Below are 15,644 nucleotides of genomic sequence, written 5' to 3' on the forward strand. Positions count from 1 at the left end.
ATGAAATTTTCATTTAAGGGACGCTATGTCTTTACCGCCATTGTATGCACTGCGTGCGTTTGAAGTTGCTGCGCGGTTGAACTCCTTCAGTAAAGCCGCTGAAACGCTCAATATTACGCCGGGCGCGGTCAGCAGACATGTTCGTACCCTTGAACTGTGGTTCGACTGCGAGCTTTTCAAAAGGCAAGGTCCTCGGGTGGAGGTCACTGAAGCCGGGCGAGTGCTTGCCGGGCAGCTGAACGAAAGCTTCACGAGCATTGAATGGGCCTGCCGGGTATTTCGTAGTGAAAACCACCTGCTGCGGCTTAAAGCACCCAGTACCCTGACCATGAGATGGCTTCTCGACGTGCTGCGATCTTTTCGCAACAACCATGCAAAACCACAGGTTGAGATTGCCAGCGTCTGGATGGACATTGACACCGTTGATTTCAATCTTGAGCCCTACGATTGCGCCATTCTTCTCGGCAATGGGCGTTTTGGTGACACAACGGAAAGCCAACTGCTATTTCATGAATGGCTTATCCCGGTTTGTACTCCATCACTTATCGAACCGGCCCGGCAGCGGCTTCCGCAATGCGTTCTGATCCATCCTTCACCGGACAGACGTGACTGGCGGCGCTGGCTGCGAAGAACAGGATTGTTCCCGGGGCTCGATATGAGCAGCGGTATGGTGTTCGATACCCTTGAACAGGGAAGTATTGCCGCGATGAACGGGCACGGCATCGCTATCGCCGACCTGCATCTCACGCTTGATGCCCTGAAAAGTGTCCTGCTGGGCCTGCCTTTCAGGGAAGCTATCGCGACGGGGGATGGCTACTACCTCGTCTGGCCAAAAAATTCACTCAAAAGAGAGAGCATTCAGCATCTTCTGGCCTGGCTGCAAAACCATACCCCGGTCGTTCCGGCGCTGGATATCGATTATCTGGAATACGATGACAGTCGGATTTATTAATACCGTTATGAATAAGATATATTTACCATCTTTTTATAACGTTCTGGCAAAGCGCTGTTCAGGTAGAGCACCTTATCCAGAATATAAAATGCTGGCGTGTTTTTCTGTTGCTCAGCGTCAATAATTGCCGCACGTAATAGCGTGGCGGCAGACGAAATCTTGTGAAAATAGTCCTTAGACTCGGGCGTCTGTAATTCACCAGAAGTGGCGTAACGCACGTCCGGCCAGCCAGAGAAGTTGAGCAGCGGGAGAGGGTTGCCTGCTTCGGGCTGACAGGATGAAAGCAACGCAGCTGCTTTTTGGGGATCGCGATAGGCAACTGAAAGCATATACGCGCGCTGCGAAAACGGTAACAGGGCGTCAGAATGATTTTTGGTGGAGATAAGCAGGGTCATAAAATTCGCTAAATCGCCATCTGATGGAATTTCAGATGGCGATATAATTTTCATTAACTGAAATAAAGCATCAAGTGTCATGTTTGCCCCGGTTCCTCTCATTATGACTATTCAGTTTGCGCCTGAATGTTTTAATTGGCCCACCGTCAGGGTAGGTCGAGAGGATAATATTGGAAGGCGTGCGTTTTTGAAAAACGATTAATAATCGCAATCACTGTGAGTTTTTCTCACTATAGCCTTTTCGTTTCACACGCCACCCAGATACGCCTTCCTCACCTCCGGATCCTTCAGCAACGCCTCGCCGCTGCCGCTTAACCGAATCTGCCCGTTAACCATCACATAGCCGCGGTCGGACAACTTCAGCGCGTGGTGCGCATTCTGCTCGACCAGAAAAATCGTCATTCCGTTACGGGCCAGTTCGCGCAGCGTCTGGAAAATCTGTTTAACCACGATTGGCGCGAGGCCGAGGCTGGGTTCATCCAGCAGCAGAAGTTTAGGACGGCTCATCAGCGCGCGGGCGATAGCCAGCATCTGCTGTTCACCGCCGGAGAGCGTCATCGCCCGCTGGTAACGTCGCTCCTTGAGGCGGGGGAAGAGGTCGAACATGCTTTGCATATCTTCCGCTGCATGCTGATTGCCGACGGGGATTGTCCCCATCAGCAGGTTCTCTTCTACAGACATATCCGGGAAAATGCGTCGTCCCTCAGGTGCCTGCGCGATGCCGCCGGTGGCAACATAGTGGGTGGATTTGTGGCTGATATCCTCGCCGCAGAAGAGGATCTGCCCGTTGCGGATCCGGGGCTGACCAAAGACAGACATCAGTAATGTTGACTTCCCCGCGCCGTTAGCGCCAATCAGGGCCACGGTTTCCCCTTTGTTAACCTCAAGCGAAACCTGCTTCAACGCCTGGATCACCCCGTAGAAAACATCCACATCCTGAAACTGAAGCATCGGTTCGCTCACAGATTTACCTCGCTTTCGTCGGTGCCCAGATACGCGGCAATCACTTTTTCATTGTGCTGGATTTCAGCCGGTTTACCTCTGGCAATCACATCGCCATGATCGAGCACAATGATGTCATCTGAAATGCCCATCACCATCCCCATATCATGCTCGATCAGCAGAACCGTGATGTCATGGTGGTCGCGCAGGAACCGGATGATCTCACTCAGCTTGTGCGTTTCCACCGGGTTCAGGCCGGCAGCAGGTTCATCGAGACAAATCATCTCCGGGCCGGTACACATGGCGCGGGCGATTTCGAGGCGTCGTTGCTGGCCATAGGACATTTCCCCGGCCAGACGGTTCGCGCAATCCACCAGATCCACCACCTCCAGCCAGTAAAACGCCCGGTCCAGCGCATCGTTCTCTGCCCGTCGATACGCAGGGGTGTTCAGCACCCCCGCCAGCAGATTGCGGTTGACGCGCATGTGCTGTGCCACCAGCAGGTTTTCCACAACCGACATCTCGCGGAACAGGCGGATGTTCTGAAACGTGCGCGCAAGACCCGCGCGGTTCACCAGATGCGTGCCGCCAAACATCTTATAGAACAGGCGTTGACCAAGCTGCGCCGGGTTGAGCCAGTCGCCCGGCTGGAATTTCTGGCCGAGCACCTGAATGACATTGGTGGTTTTATTTCGTGCATTGAACAGAATGTTGCCGCCGGAGGCCCGGTAGAAACCGGTCAGGCAGTTAAAGACGGTCGTTTTTCCCGCGCCGTTAGGCCCAATGAGTGCGGTAATGGAGCCGCGCTGCACCTCAAGATTGACGTCGTTTAAGGCCTTGATCCCGCCGAAGTGCATCATCAGATGTTCTACACGTAAAATCGTTGCGTTCATGGCGCCACTCCTTTACGCACGGCAAATCCGCTGCGGTTGATGCGGATCAGACCGCGAGGACGCCAGATCATCATCACTACCATCAGCATGCCAAACAGCAGCACGCGATATTCCGCAAAGCTGCGCAGCAGTTCCGGCGTGACGGTCAGCACAAAGGCGGCCAGTACGACGCCGACGGTGGAGCCCATCCCGCCCAGGACCACAATGGCGAGGATCAGGGCCGATTCAAAAAAGGTGAAAGAGGTCGGGTTAACAAACCCCTGGTAGGTGGCAAAAAACACCCCGGCGATACCTGCCGTCGATGCGCCCAGGGTGAAGGCCGAGAGTTTGACCAGAACGTGATTCAGCCCCATGGAACGGCAGGCAATCTCATCCTCACGGAGCGCTTCCCACGCCCGTCCGATGGGCATTCGGGTCAGCCGGTGTTTAATGTACAGCACCAGCATGACTACCAGGAACAGCACCGCATAGATGAAGATAAACTTCAAGTTGGGGTTATAGGTCAGGCCGAAGAACTCGTGGAAGGGGACGCCGCCTTCTTTGGCGCGTCGGCCAAACTCCAGGCCAAAAAAGGTCGGGGCAGGGGCTGAAACGCCGTTAGGCCCGCCGGTGAAGGTGAGCCAGTTGTTCAGCACCAGGCGGATGATCTCGCCAAACCCGAGCGTGACGATGGCGAGATAATCCCCGTGCATGCGCAGCACCGGAAAGCCGAGCAGGGCGCCCGCGCCCGCGGCCATTAGCGCCGCCAGTGGCAGCATGCTCCAGAACCCAAGCCCCAGATACTGATACCCGAGCGCCAGCCCGTAAGCGCCGATGGCATAGAAGGCGACATAACCCAGATCCAGCAGCCCTGCCAGGCCAACAACAATGTTCAGCCCAAGACCGAGCAGGACGTAGATCAGTCCGAGAATGGCAACCGTCAGAACGTATTTAGTGGCCACAAACGGGAAGCAGATCGCCAGCGTGACAATCAGCGGAATGATCCAGCGCATGCGGCTTTTATACGCCGGCGGCCGGACATACACCCCCGCATTGTTGGATTCAAACCGCGCCTGTAAACGTCTTCCGGCCGCCGTAGCTGAAAACGCGCTCAGCAAAAAGCGTCCCAACATCACCGTGCCAACAATCCACGCCAGCCGCTGGCCGTCAAAGGTAAAGCTGTAACCATCCAGTATCACGCCCGCAATCGGGCCGAAAATAATCAGAGCGATCATTCCGGAAAAAATCGAGTCCAGAATGCAGCGCTTCAGGGAAAAACCGTCAGAGGTCATCGCGTTGTTCCTTACACTTTAGCCACGACGGGGCGGCCCAGCAGCCCCTGAGGACGAAAGATCAGAATTAAGACCAGCAATCCAAACGAGAACACGTCTTTATAATCCGAGTTCACCATCCCGGAGAATTGCGCTTCTGCGACGCCCAGAATCAGCCCGCCAAGCATCGCACCGGGCAGAGAGCCGATGCCGCCCAGCACCGCCGCCGTAAAGGCCTTGATGCCGATAACAAACCCGACGTAAAAATCAAAGGTGCCGTAATTCATGGTGATTAGCACGCCCGCCAGCCCGGCCATGGCTGCGCCGATAACAAACACCAGTGAAATAATTCTGTCGGTGTTGATACCCAGGATGGAGGCCATCTTACGATCCTGCTGTACCGCACGGCACATGCGTCCTAAGCGGGTACGGTTGATAATCCAGGTCAGCACCAGCATGCCCGCGAACGAGGCGATGAGAATAAAGACTTTGGTATAGGTTATCTGGACAAACCCTTCGCCGAGGTGAAAACGCAGCACGCCATCAAGCATGGTGGGCACGCCCTGCTGGCGCGGGCCCTGGCTGAGCTGGACGTAGTTTTGCAGTATCAACGACATCCCGATGGCCGAAATCAGCGGCGCCAGACGCGTCGAGTTGCGTAGCGGCTTATAGGCGATGCGCTCAATCGTCCAGCCGTAAACCCCGGTGACCACGATGGTGAAAACCAGCGTCCCCAGGATCAGCAGCGGAAAGGAGTGGAGTCCAAAAAACGCCAGCAGGGCCAGGCCAATGGCCGAGAGATAGGCGGAGATCATATACACTTCGCCGTGGGCGAAATTGATCATACCGATGATGCCGTACACCATGGTGTAGCCGATGGCCATAAGACCGTAGACCGAACCCAGCGTTAAGCCATTAATTAATTGTTGCAGGAAGAATGTACTCATGGTCGCGCACCTGAATAAAGGGTTACGCCGACAGTCAGACCTGCCGGCGCTGAGCAGATTCCGTCCCGTTATGGCACTTCTTTATATTTGCCTTTGTCATCCCACTGATAGACCACGTAGTCAGAGACTTTGAGGTCACCTTTGCTGTCCCAGGCTTTTTTACCCATCACCGTGTCGACAGGGTTGGCCTTCAGCCACTCGCTGGCTTTTGCGGAATCCGTCCCTTTCGTGGCCTTGAATGCCGCCGCGATAGCCTGCACAGACGCGTAGGCGTAGAGGGTGTATCCTTCAGGTTCAAATTTACCGGTGCGGAATTTCTCGATGACGGCTTTTCCGTCCGGGATCAGGCGCGGATCTTTACCGAAGGTCATGTAAATACCGTTGGTGTATTGCGCCCCACCGGCGGCGGTGACCATCTCTTCATTGACGATACAGTCTCCCGAGAAGAACTTCGCCTGCACGCCCTGTTCACGCATCTGGCGAACCAGCGGACCCGCTTCCGGGTGACAGCCCCCGAAGAACACCACGTCCGGTTTTTGTGCGCCAATTTTGGTCACCAGCGCGTTAAAGTCTTTCTCCCCGCGGGATAACCCTTCGTACATCACCTCCTTCACGCCGCGTTTCGCCAGCGCCGCCTTAGTGGCGTCCGCCAGCCCCTGACCGTAGGTGTCTTTATCGTGGATGATGACCACCCGTTTGGCTTTCAGCTTATCAAGAATGAAATCGCTGGCGACCTGGCCCTGCTGGTCGTCACGTCCGCACATGCGAAATATATCGCTCATGCCACGTTCGGTAATAAGCGGGTTCGTTGAGCCGGGGGTGATGGAGAGGATCCCGGCATCGCTGTAGACCTCGGAGGCGGGCATGGTCGACGAGGAGCAGAAGTGGCCGACGACCGCTTTCACCTTATCCTGATCGACTAAGCGGTTGGCAACGGCGACGGCCTGTTTGGGCTCGCAGGCGTCGTCGCCCTGAACCAGTTTGATTTTCTCACCGTTGATCCCGCCGGCGGCGTTAATGTCTTCTGCCGCCTGCGTAGCGCCATGCCAGTATTGATCGCCGTAGGTTGCGTTCGGGCCTGTGAACGGCCCGGCCACGCCGATGACGATATCGGCCTGCGCGGAAAAGGCCGTCATCAGACAACCGGCCAGCACCAGGGAGAGGGGAGTTTTGGTAAATTTCAGCGACATTATTATGTTCCTTAGCAAAGAGGTTTTTGCACCAGGTAGAAACCCGAACGCCTGATGGCATCGTAAATCCAAAAACAAGAGCGAGAACAAAATGCACTTTAGAAGCAATCTCATGCTTAATACGGCGAGGATCCCACGCACCGCGAAGCGCGCAGAACATTAAGCAAAAAGGTTGCCAGAATGGTTAATCCCTTGACCGGGTCACAACACGTTGAGTATAGAGCGCCGTTTTATGCGTCTTTGCGGGATGAGATGAATTTACAGCGGAGATCACATCTCCTTAACAACAAAGCCCATAAGTTGTGCAACGGTCACGATTTGCACGTTTTTGCAGCAATAAAGACCTAAACTTCAGATAGGCACGCGCGGCGATATATGTCAGGATCGTTTTTTTTATCAGGAGTATCAGCAATGGCTGAAGGCCCATTAAATGAAAGCGAGATGGCGTGGCTGGAAGAGACATTAATCTCTTACGGTCACGACGATGCATCCGTGATTGACGTGTCCGAACTGGACGGCATGCTTACCTCAGTACTTTCCGGTCCCGTTGTGGTGGAGCCCGACACCTGGCTGGTGGCGGTCTGGGGTGGTGAGAAATATATTCCGCGCTGGAAAAACGATCGTGAGATGAACCGTTTTATCGATCTCTGCTTTAAGCACATGAACGATATTGCCGAGCGTTTGAGCGAATACCCGGATCAGTTTGAACCGCTGTTTGGCTATAACGACGTTGACGGTCAGAGCTATACCGTGGTGGAAGAGTGGTGCTATGGCTACATGCGCGGCGTGGCGCTGACGGACTGGTCATCCCTGCCGGAAGCGCTGGAAGCGGACCTGGCGGTGATTGCCCTGCACGGGACGGAAGAGAACAGCGAGAAGCTGGATGCGCTGACCGAAGAGGAGTACATGGCCAGCATCGAAAGCATTCAGCCTGCGGCGCTGCGTTTGTATAACTACTGGGTGGCTAACCCGCAGCAGCCGGAAGCGAAAAAGCCGATCGTGAACGGGTCGAAGGTGGGGCGTAACGATCCGTGCCCGTGCGGGAGCGGGAAGAAGTTTAAAAGCTGCTGCCTGCATTAAATCATTTATTACTGTGGCCTGAATGGGGCACGGGTGTTGAGTCCCCGCTAAAATCGGCGTACCGGAGATCAGATGACAAGGGCTGGACGCCATGGATGCCGGCCAGAGGCGAATCGAGACAGGATGTCGAGTTGAGCCGACCGCAGGCAGATGGTCGGGAGGTGAGCGCAGTGCGAAGCACCGATTTTCCGCGGGGCCGCGGGGATTGATAAGGGGGCCGCGGCGGCCCCCTTATCCCGTTCACATGCTGTGAAAAAATTATATTCTGTTGATCTTAAGGTGAACGGAACAGTACCTCAGGACCTGTATAAATAAGTTATCCCACTTCCGGCAGCATTCCCGCTGCAATCAGCACCTGCACCAGAATAATCACCACCCCACAACCAAACACCGCGCACAGCATTGGCGTACCGCCCGCTACGCGATACCCCTGCTGCGGATGTTGCTGGCGGCTCTTCCACGCCAGCAGGGAAGGCAGCAGCAGGGCCAGTACCGATAACGCCACGCCAGCATACCCCAGCGCCATCACAAACCCGCGCGGGTAAAAGAGCGCGAAGGCCAGCGGCGGCAGGAAGGTCATCGCCCCCGTCTGTAAGCGTCCGGCAACGGTATTGCGACGCTGGAACAGATCCGCCATATAGTCAAACAGGCCAAGCGCTACGCCGAGGAAGGAGGTTGCCAGCGCCAGGTCTGCAAACAGATGTACCGCCAGCTCCACGTGTGAAGAGGCCACCACGTTACGCAGGGCAACCAGGAATCCATTCAGACCAGAATGCTCTGCCATCAGGCCGATAAAGGTATTGGAATCAATACTGCCCAGCGTCACCAGCTGCCAGAACAGGTAAGCAATCAACGGAATGGCGCTGCCGATAACAAAGACGCGGCGCAGCTTGCGAATATCACCGTTCATATAGCTCACAATGCTCGGCACGCTGCCGTGAAAACCGAAGGAGGTGAAAATAACCGGGATGGCCGAAAGCGCCAGACCTTTCTCCAGCGGGAGGGAGAGCAGGTTAACCTTGTGCACATGCGGTGCCAGCAGCACCAGCATCACAATCAGGAAGAGAATTTTGGCGCTGAACAAAAAACGGTTAAACAGATCGACCAGCGATGTGCCCGCGCAAACTACGCCGCCACCGATCAGCGTAAAGACAATGGCGCCTGTTTCCGGTGAAAGCGACGCACCGAAGCCGTCATTGATACTTGACGCAATCAACTCCCCGGCGCCGCTGATGTAAGCGGCAGTCAGGGCGTACATCAGGAACATCATGCTGAAACCGGTGATCCACTGCCCGTAGCGTCCAAGATAGCGTGCAGCCAGGGAGCCTAAGCCAGTATCGGCAGGGACATGCTGATAAACCTCCAGCAATAATAGCGCGGTGTAACACATCAGGGCCCACAGACCGCCAAGCAGCACTACGGTAACCCCAAACCCGACGCCGGCGGCAGCCAACGGCATGGCCAACATTCCTGCGCCAATTGTCGTTCCGGCGACGATAAAAATACTTCCCAGAGTTCTGTTCTTCACGCTTTCCTCTACAACGCTTCCATACCGCGACTCATTCTGCGGCGCAGAGTAAGGGAAAAGCACCATCTCGTCAAATCACCGTTACATAGGGTGTAATAATTAATTTACAAAAAGAAAAGGGTAACCTGCGCCAGCGCAAAGCGTGCCGTAGAGGGAACGTTTAGTCTGCTTTTTATTTGCGAGAGGTAACCATGTCAATTCACGGACACGACGTGCTGAATATGATGATTGAGTCAGGTGAGCGCTATACGGAGGAGAGTCTGGTTGAGGCGATACATGCCAGCTTTGGCGAAGCGGCGCGTTTCCATACCTGTTCAGCTTCGGAGATGACGGCCGCGGAGCTGGTGGCGTTTCTGGCGGCGCGCGGAAAATTCATTCCAGCAGCAGACGGATTTTCCACTCACGAAAGTAAAATCTGCCGCCATTAAATAATGCGGTGCTGAAAACTCAGCACCGCTTTTCTGTTAATTCTGGGTATCGAGCGTCGACAGCTCTTTATCAATGAAGTACAGACCTTCCCCGGATTTACCTGCCAGAGATAATTTATCCAGCACGGATTTAAACAGCTTCTCTTCTTCGTGCTGTTCAGCCACATACCACTGAAGGAAATTAAAGGTTGGATAATCCTGGCTGGTCATGGCGGCATGAGCCAGTTCATTAATTTTCTGGGTGATCAGCTGTTCATGCTCATAGGTGGCGCGGAACAGTTCATCAAGAGAGCCGTATTCGGCAAAAGGCGATGCCACGTTATCAATGCGCGGCAGGCTGCCGGTGTCCGTCAGGTAATCAAACAGACGCTGCATGTGCGTCATCTCTTCCTGGGCATGACGACGCAGGAAGGCGGCCGCCCCTTCAAAGCTGTGATAGCTGCACCAGGCGCTCATCTGCTGATAAAGCAGGGAAGAAAAAAGCTCAAGATTCATTTGCGCATTGAGCTTGTCGATCATTTCAGTTTTTAACATGGTGCAGCTCCGGTTTATTAATTCTGGTTCACGATGAGCGACACTATAATTTGTTATTTAATTATTTGCAAAAAGTAAAATAAATATTTCTTTATTAAAAATACGAATGGGAATAAAACGCATTGCCGCCATTTATATTTATTAATGAGAATTGTTTTAGTTCTTATTAAATAAACTGCCAGCGTGACTGGCAGTAGCGGTTAATACCACGGATTCTGGCTGGAAGAGGTAACAGCATATCCCTGACATTTATACTGAATGGTCACACTTTCGTTCAGACAGAGTGAACCGCTGATCAGGGTGCAGGTTTTAATTGGCTGCCCGTAGGCTGACGCAGTGGCGTAGCCCATATGTTGACAGGCTTTGGTTGCCGTACCGTTATTAACATACTCATCAGACCAGGCGTTTTGCAGCATGGCCTGGCCATAGTCGAGGCGCACAATTCCGTTTGGGGCATCCGTACTGCTGACTTCTGCCTGACGGTTGATACTGCACCCGGCGAGCAACAGGATCGTTCCGGCTATGATTACACGTTTCATGGTTCACTCTGCGTGACGGGAAATACGCCATTGTAACCAACGCGATGGTACGCAATGGCTGGAATAGCCGGAGGATCTGCCCTCTCACTGTGCAACGAGCCGGGCCACCGCGCGAAATTGTGAGCGCATCTTTGTTTTTTAAAACAAGTTTTCACTTAATTTGAAAGTGCGTTTGTTTGATAGTAAGGTTAAGTTGAAAAGGTATCCACAGCGGGATCGCCCGCCATGCATTCAGGAGAGACAAGATGAAAATTGCACTGATGATGGAAAACAGCCAGGCCGCTAAGAATCCCATCATTCTTAATGAGCTGAAAGCCGTTGCTGATGAGAAAGGTTTTCCGGTCTATAACGTCGGTATGAGTGATGAGAACGATCATCATCTCACCTATATTCACCTGGGCATCATGGCGAGCATTCTGCTTAACGCTAAAGCCGTTGATTTTGTTGTTACCGGTTGCGGTACCGGGCAGGGCGCGCTGATGTCCCTGAACATCCATCCGGGTGTGATTTGCGGTTACTGCATCGATCCTGCGGATGCTTTCCTGTTTGCGCAAATCAACAACGGTAACGCGCTTTCTCTGCCGTTTGCTAAGGGCTTCGGCTGGGGGGCAGAACTGAACGTACGCTTTATCTTTGAGAAAGCGTTTACCGGACGCAATGGCGAAGGCTATCCACCAGAGCGTAAAGAGCCGCAGGTGCGTAACGCCGGGATCCTGAACCAGGTGAAAGCGGCGGTGGTGAAAGAAAACTATCTGGATACCCTGCGAGCAATCGATCCTGAGCTGGTTAAAACCGCCGTATCAGGCCAGCGCTTCCAGCAGTGCTTCTTCGAGAACTGCCAGGACAAAGAGATTGAAGCCTTCGTGCGCGGTATTGTTGGCTGATTTACTTTGCCGGGCGGTGCGTTGCCTGCCCGGCAGATAGCGTTACTTTTTCGAAGAGACCGCGCTGCCCGCATCTTTAGTCAGACGCAGCGTGTCAACCATTCCCACCAGGCAGATCAGCGCGATTGCCACAAATGCCAGCCGGAAGCTCATTCCCGGCATACCGGCAACCCCCATCGCCTCACTGACTTTTTCCCCGATACGAATACCAATCGCCCCGAGCGTGATCCCAAGCCCCACGGCAAGCTGCGTTGCGGTTGAAAACAGAGTATTGGCATAGCTCATCTGCGCCGATGGCACATCCGCAAAAGCCAGCGTACTGATGGCTGTAAACTGAATCGAACGGAAAACGCCGCCCAGATAAAGGATCAGCATGATGAGCCACGCGGGCGTCTGCGGCGTAAGAAACGCGCAGGCCAGCAACGCCAGGACATTCAACGCACCGTTAATTAGCAACAGCCGCTTAAACCCCAGGCTGCGGATAAGCGGCGTCGTCGCCGGTTTAATGGTGAGATTGCCAACGAAAACCGCCAGCACCAGCAGGCCAGAATGGAACGCGTCCATGCCAAAGCCGACCTGGAACATCAGCGGTAACAGGAACGGAACCGCGCTGATGGAGGCGCGAAACAGCGATCCGCCGTACAGGGTGACGCGAAACGTTGGCACCTGCATCGCATCGAGCCTGATCATCGGCCAGGTTGCCCGCTTAAAGTGACGCAGCGCCAGGCTTAAGGCGACGACACCGACGATAAACAGCGTGGCGGTTAATCCTGTTCGCAGAGGCTCTGCGCCCATCAACTCCATCGCATAAACCAGGCTCACCATGGCAAGGGTGGTGACAACAAAACCCGGTAAATCAAACGGTCGGCGCGTATCTTCATGCAGGTCTGGAATGATGCGCAGTGCCAGCAAAATGGCGATTATCCCCAGCGGCACGTTAATAAAGAAGATCCAGCGCCAGTCGGCATAGCTGGTAATGAACCCACCCAGCGGCGGGCCGATGATCGGCGCGACCAGCGCAGGCCACGTCAGGGTGGCGATTGCCGTGATGAGCTGATGTTTTGGCGTGGTGCGTAGCACGGCCAGGCGACCTACGGGCACCATCAGCGCGCCACCCATGCCCTGGAGGACGCGCATCGCAACGAACTGATCGAGCGTGGTGGACAGGCCGCAAAATACCGAGGCCAGCGTGAAGATCGCCAGCGCGAGGGCAAACACTTTTCGCGCGCCGAAGCGGTCGGCGATCCAGCCGCTGGCGGGGATCAGTACGGCCAGGGTGATCAGATAGGCGCTGATGCCGATATTCAGATCCACCGCCTGGTCGCCGAAGCTTTTTGCCATATCCGGCAACGCGGTGGCGATCACCGTCCCATCCAGAAACTCCATAAAGAAAGCACCGGCCACCAGCAGCGCCGCAGGCGATAATCCACGGCTCTCTTTGCCGGATACGTTTTCACTCATTCTCTTCCTGCCCGCTCAAAAAATTTTATAAACATTTACTGGAATTTATAAGCCTGTAACGTGCGGATTTATCATGGCTTTTTTTAACAAACCAGCAGCACTGAGGGTTTAATAACCGTGATGCAGGTCACAAAATGGTTGATTTTTGTGATGGTGGTCATATTATAAGCGTATTGACAATAACACCTGCATAACACGTTACTGGAGCAACATAATGAAACTGCGCAAAATCCTGAAAAGCATGTGGGCAAACTACTGCACAACGTTTAAAGACGTCCCACCGGGTGCGATGTTCTGATAAAAAAACCTGCTTCGGCAGGTTTTTTTATGTCTGCGGACGACGAGAGGGAGATGGAAGGGCGTCTGTTTTGCTACTATGGCGGCCTTTGAATAAGGAGAACCCCATGTCACAAAACCTGAGCGCCGATCAGGAACTGGTATCTGACGTCGTCGCCTGCCAGCTGGTTATCAAACAAATCCTTGATGTGATTGACGTTATCGCGCCGGTTGAGGTACGCGAAAAGATGTCGACCCAGCTGAAAAACATCGATTTCACCAACCATCCTGCTGCGGCGGACCCGGTTACGCTCCGCGCGATCCAGAAAGCGATTGCGCTGATTGAACTCCGCTTCACACCGCAGGGTGAGTCACACTAAAATAAACCGATGTTTTAAAATTAGAAACTCTTTTCTGCTTTTACGTCGAAGGGCGACAGAGCCTGTCGCCCGCAGAAGGATCAGAAGAACGTCTGCACCAGCAGATAGCTCACCACGCAGGCACAGCTGACGCCAATCAGCCCCGGCAGAATAAAGCTGTGGTTGATGATGAATTTACCGATGCGGGTGGTGCCGGAGCGATCGAACCCGATACAGGCCAGATCGCTCGGATAGGTGGGCAGCACAAAGTAGCCGTAGGATGCCGGGAAGAAGGCCACCAGCATTTTCGGATCGATGCCCAGCATCAACCCCATCGGGGCGACCGCGGTCAAGGCCGCAGCCTGGCTGTTGACCAGTTTTGATACCAGGAACAGCACGATGGCATACGTCCAGGGATGACTTTTCACCACCCCCTCCAGCGCCATTTTCAGCTCGTCGAGATGCGCCTGAAAAAAGGTATCGCTCATCCACGCCACGCCAAACACCGAGAAAATCGCGACCATCCCCGCCTTAAATACCGCCCCGTTTGAAATGGCCGACGCATTCACCTTGCAGGTCATCAGCATGATGGCCCCGGCGATCAGCATCATCATTTGAATGACAAGGTTCATCGACAGGGCTGTCATTTTCCCTTTGATCTCAAACGCCGGACGCAGCTCGGGCAGCGCACCCAGCAGGACCACTACGGCAATCCCGGCGAAGAAGATCCACGTGGACCAGTAGGCCTGTTTCGGGAAACGTTGATCCATCAACGTCTCCGTTCCTCCATAGATAAACTCCCGCTGTTTCGGATCTTTCAGCTTTTCCTGAAATTCAGGATCGTCTGCGAGGTTTTTCCCGCGACGCAAGCTCCACAGTGCCGCAATGGCGACGCCAGACAGTGAGGCCGGTACGGAAACCGCAAGAATTTCAAGGATCCCCCACGCGTGGCCGATACCGTGCTGCGCACCAAGAATCGAGACCAGCGAAACGACGGCCACGGAAACGGGGGAGGCGGTGATCGCCATCTGAGATGCCACCGAGGCCACCGCCATCGGCCGTTCCGGGCGTATGCCTTTTTTCAGGGCGATATCCGCGATAATGGGAAACATGGTGTAGACGACGTGCCCGGTCCCGCACAGGAAGGTCAACATCCAGGTGGTAAACGGTGCGAGAAGGGTGATGTGCTGGGGATGTTTACGCAGCAGGCGCTCTGCAAACTGCATCATTACATTCAGGCCACCGGCGGTCTGTAGCGTGGCCGCACAGCCGATGACGGCGAGGATCGTGAGCATCACGTCAACCGGCGGTTTACCGGGTTGCAGACCAAAGACAAAACTCAAAACAAACAGGCCGATGCCGCTTATCAGCCCCAGGCCCATCCCGCCGAAGCGGGTGCCTATCAGCAGGCAGAGGATAATGACAATAAACTCAATGGTGATCATGATGCTCCCTCGTTAATGAATGTAATTAAACAAATCATTACACGATGTATGGTTATTCATTGGGAGCAAGATCTGATTTGTTAAATGTCAGCAAAAGCAGGGAGTTGGTACCCACTCCCTGACGGGCTGAGGGATCCCCAGTAATTTGAAAGCAAAAGCGATAACGTTGCCTTCAGAATAACTGAAGGCTTTCAGCGATGCCTCGGTCCGGCTGTAAATCGCTGAGGCGTTTCCTGTAGGCCGGGGCGAGGCGCAGGGATGCGCCGAGAGGGCGGGCTTTACAGGGATGTTACCTCCGCCCGTCCCCGATAAGCCGGAAGGAATAAGCCGAAGGTACCGCGAAGCGGCGATTTTCCGCCGGAAGCCCGGGTCGCCAGGGTGGTGGCGACTGAGCCACCCTGGCACGTTCACCGGTTATGCCGTGACAGAGTAGCAAGGAACATAAAGTGAACGGAATGACCACCAGAGCCGTATGTTCCCCCTCACCCCAGCCCTCTCCCTCAAGGGAGAGGGGCCGTCTGTGTAGGCATTATTTTGTGGG

The 15,644-nt window shown here is 54.4% G+C and carries 17 protein-coding genes; 6 read left to right on the forward strand and 11 right to left on the reverse strand.

What is annotated here, in order from left to right; all coding sequences use genetic code 11:
• Nucleotides 1–25: 25 nt before the first annotated feature.
• On the forward strand, nt 26–952 hold the full coding sequence (locus tag H2Z33_RS17380; protein WP_063135184.1) for a LysR substrate-binding domain-containing protein: 927 nt from the start codon (nt 26–28) through the stop codon (nt 950–952).
• A 5-nt stretch (nt 953–957) separates the two neighbouring features.
• Here H2Z33_RS17380 and H2Z33_RS17385 read toward each other — a convergent pair whose 3' ends face one another.
• The 6 genes from H2Z33_RS17385 to H2Z33_RS17410 all read right to left on the reverse strand — a co-directional run bounded on the left by H2Z33_RS17385 (nt 958) and on the right by H2Z33_RS17410 (nt 6,569).
• A complete protein-coding gene (locus H2Z33_RS17385; protein WP_063135183.1) occupies nt 958–1,428 on the reverse strand; it encodes a hypothetical protein in 471 nt (156 codons plus the stop codon).
• A 165-nt stretch (nt 1,429–1,593) separates the two neighbouring features.
• A complete protein-coding gene (locus tag H2Z33_RS17390; protein WP_058688579.1) occupies nt 1,594–2,310 on the reverse strand; it encodes an ABC transporter ATP-binding protein in 717 nt (238 codons plus the stop codon).
• On the reverse strand, nt 2,307–3,182 hold the full coding sequence (locus H2Z33_RS17395) for an ATP-binding cassette domain-containing protein (RefSeq protein ID WP_003859662.1): 876 nt from the start codon (nt 3,180–3,182) through the stop codon (nt 2,307–2,309). Before H2Z33_RS17395 ends, H2Z33_RS17390 begins: the two co-directional genes overlap by 4 nt.
• Nucleotides 3,179–4,453: a high-affinity branched-chain amino acid ABC transporter permease LivM gene (gene livM, locus H2Z33_RS17400; RefSeq protein WP_062937922.1), complete on the reverse strand. Its 1,275-nt coding sequence runs from the start codon at nt 4,451–4,453 to the stop codon at nt 3,179–3,181. The genes H2Z33_RS17395 and livM overlap by 4 nt, the downstream gene beginning before the upstream one ends.
• 11 nt (nt 4,454–4,464) lie before the next feature.
• A complete protein-coding gene (locus tag H2Z33_RS17405; protein WP_063135182.1) occupies nt 4,465–5,379 on the reverse strand; it encodes an ABC transporter permease subunit in 915 nt (304 codons plus the stop codon).
• Nucleotides 5,380–5,447: 68 nt separating this feature from the next.
• The gene (locus tag H2Z33_RS17410) at nt 5,448–6,569 is read right to left on the reverse strand and encodes a branched-chain amino acid ABC transporter substrate-binding protein (RefSeq protein ID WP_063135181.1); all 1,122 of its coding nucleotides are present in this window, start codon (nt 6,567–6,569) and stop codon (nt 5,448–5,450) included.
• A gap of 411 nt (nt 6,570–6,980) precedes the next feature.
• On the opposite strand from H2Z33_RS17410, the gene H2Z33_RS17415 reads away from it, so the two are divergent.
• Entirely contained in the window at nt 6,981–7,649 is a 669-nt protein-coding gene (locus H2Z33_RS17415; RefSeq protein WP_063135180.1) for a YecA family protein, read from the forward strand.
• Between the two features lie 316 nt (nt 7,650–7,965).
• Here the strand turns inward: H2Z33_RS17415 and tyrP are convergent, their stop codons facing one another.
• Nucleotides 7,966–9,177, reverse strand: coding sequence for a tyrosine transporter TyrP (gene tyrP, locus H2Z33_RS17420; protein ID WP_026080699.1), 1,212 nt, complete (start codon nt 9,175–9,177; stop codon nt 7,966–7,968).
• 191 nt (nt 9,178–9,368) lie between these two features.
• Here tyrP and H2Z33_RS17425 point away from each other — a divergent pair, with 191 nt between their 5' ends.
• The gene (locus H2Z33_RS17425) at nt 9,369–9,605 is read left to right on the forward strand and encodes a YecH family metal-binding protein (RefSeq protein ID WP_063135179.1); all 237 of its coding nucleotides are present in this window, start codon (nt 9,369–9,371) and stop codon (nt 9,603–9,605) included.
• A 36-nt stretch (nt 9,606–9,641) separates the two neighbouring features.
• On the opposite strand, the gene ftnA is transcribed toward H2Z33_RS17425, so the two are convergent.
• Together ftnA and yecR are read right to left on the reverse strand one after the other, a co-directional pair.
• Nucleotides 9,642–10,139, reverse strand: a complete 498-nt coding sequence (gene ftnA, locus H2Z33_RS17430) for a non-heme ferritin (RefSeq protein ID WP_003859676.1) — start codon at nt 10,137–10,139, stop codon at nt 9,642–9,644.
• Nucleotides 10,140–10,339: 200 nt separating this feature from the next.
• Entirely contained in the window at nt 10,340–10,678 is a 339-nt protein-coding gene (gene yecR, locus H2Z33_RS17435; protein ID WP_015570249.1) for a YecR family lipoprotein, read from the reverse strand.
• 245 nt (nt 10,679–10,923) lie between these two features.
• Here yecR and H2Z33_RS17440 point away from each other — a divergent pair, with 245 nt between their 5' ends.
• Entirely contained in the window at nt 10,924–11,562 is a 639-nt protein-coding gene (locus H2Z33_RS17440) for an RpiB/LacA/LacB family sugar-phosphate isomerase (protein ID WP_003859680.1), read from the forward strand.
• Nucleotides 11,563–11,604: 42 nt separating this feature from the next.
• Here H2Z33_RS17440 and H2Z33_RS17445 read toward each other — a convergent pair whose 3' ends face one another.
• Entirely contained in the window at nt 11,605–13,023 is a 1,419-nt protein-coding gene (locus tag H2Z33_RS17445) for an MFS transporter (protein WP_058688583.1), read from the reverse strand.
• 214 nt (nt 13,024–13,237) lie between these two features.
• Here H2Z33_RS17445 and azuC point away from each other — a divergent pair, with 214 nt between their 5' ends.
• Nucleotides 13,238–13,321: a stress response protein AzuC gene (azuC, locus tag H2Z33_RS17450; protein ID WP_003859682.1), complete on the forward strand. Its 84-nt coding sequence runs from the start codon at nt 13,238–13,240 to the stop codon at nt 13,319–13,321.
• Nucleotides 13,322–13,427: 106 nt separating this feature from the next.
• Nucleotides 13,428–13,679 carry a DUF2766 family protein gene (locus tag H2Z33_RS17455; RefSeq protein ID WP_003859683.1) on the forward strand — a complete coding sequence of 84 codons (252 nt, stop codon included), beginning with the start codon at nt 13,428–13,430 and terminating at the stop codon, nt 13,677–13,679.
• 80 nt (nt 13,680–13,759) lie between these two features.
• Here H2Z33_RS17455 and H2Z33_RS17460 read toward each other — a convergent pair whose 3' ends face one another.
• On the reverse strand, nt 13,760–15,103 hold the full coding sequence (locus tag H2Z33_RS17460; RefSeq protein ID WP_017693227.1) for an anaerobic C4-dicarboxylate transporter: 1,344 nt from the start codon (nt 15,101–15,103) through the stop codon (nt 13,760–13,762).
• Between the last annotated feature and the right edge of the window lie 541 nt (nt 15,104–15,644).

Source organism: Enterobacter sp. YSU (assembly GCF_016082135.1).
Taxonomy (GTDB): Bacteria; Pseudomonadota; Gammaproteobacteria; order Enterobacterales; family Enterobacteriaceae; genus Enterobacter; species Enterobacter hormaechei_C.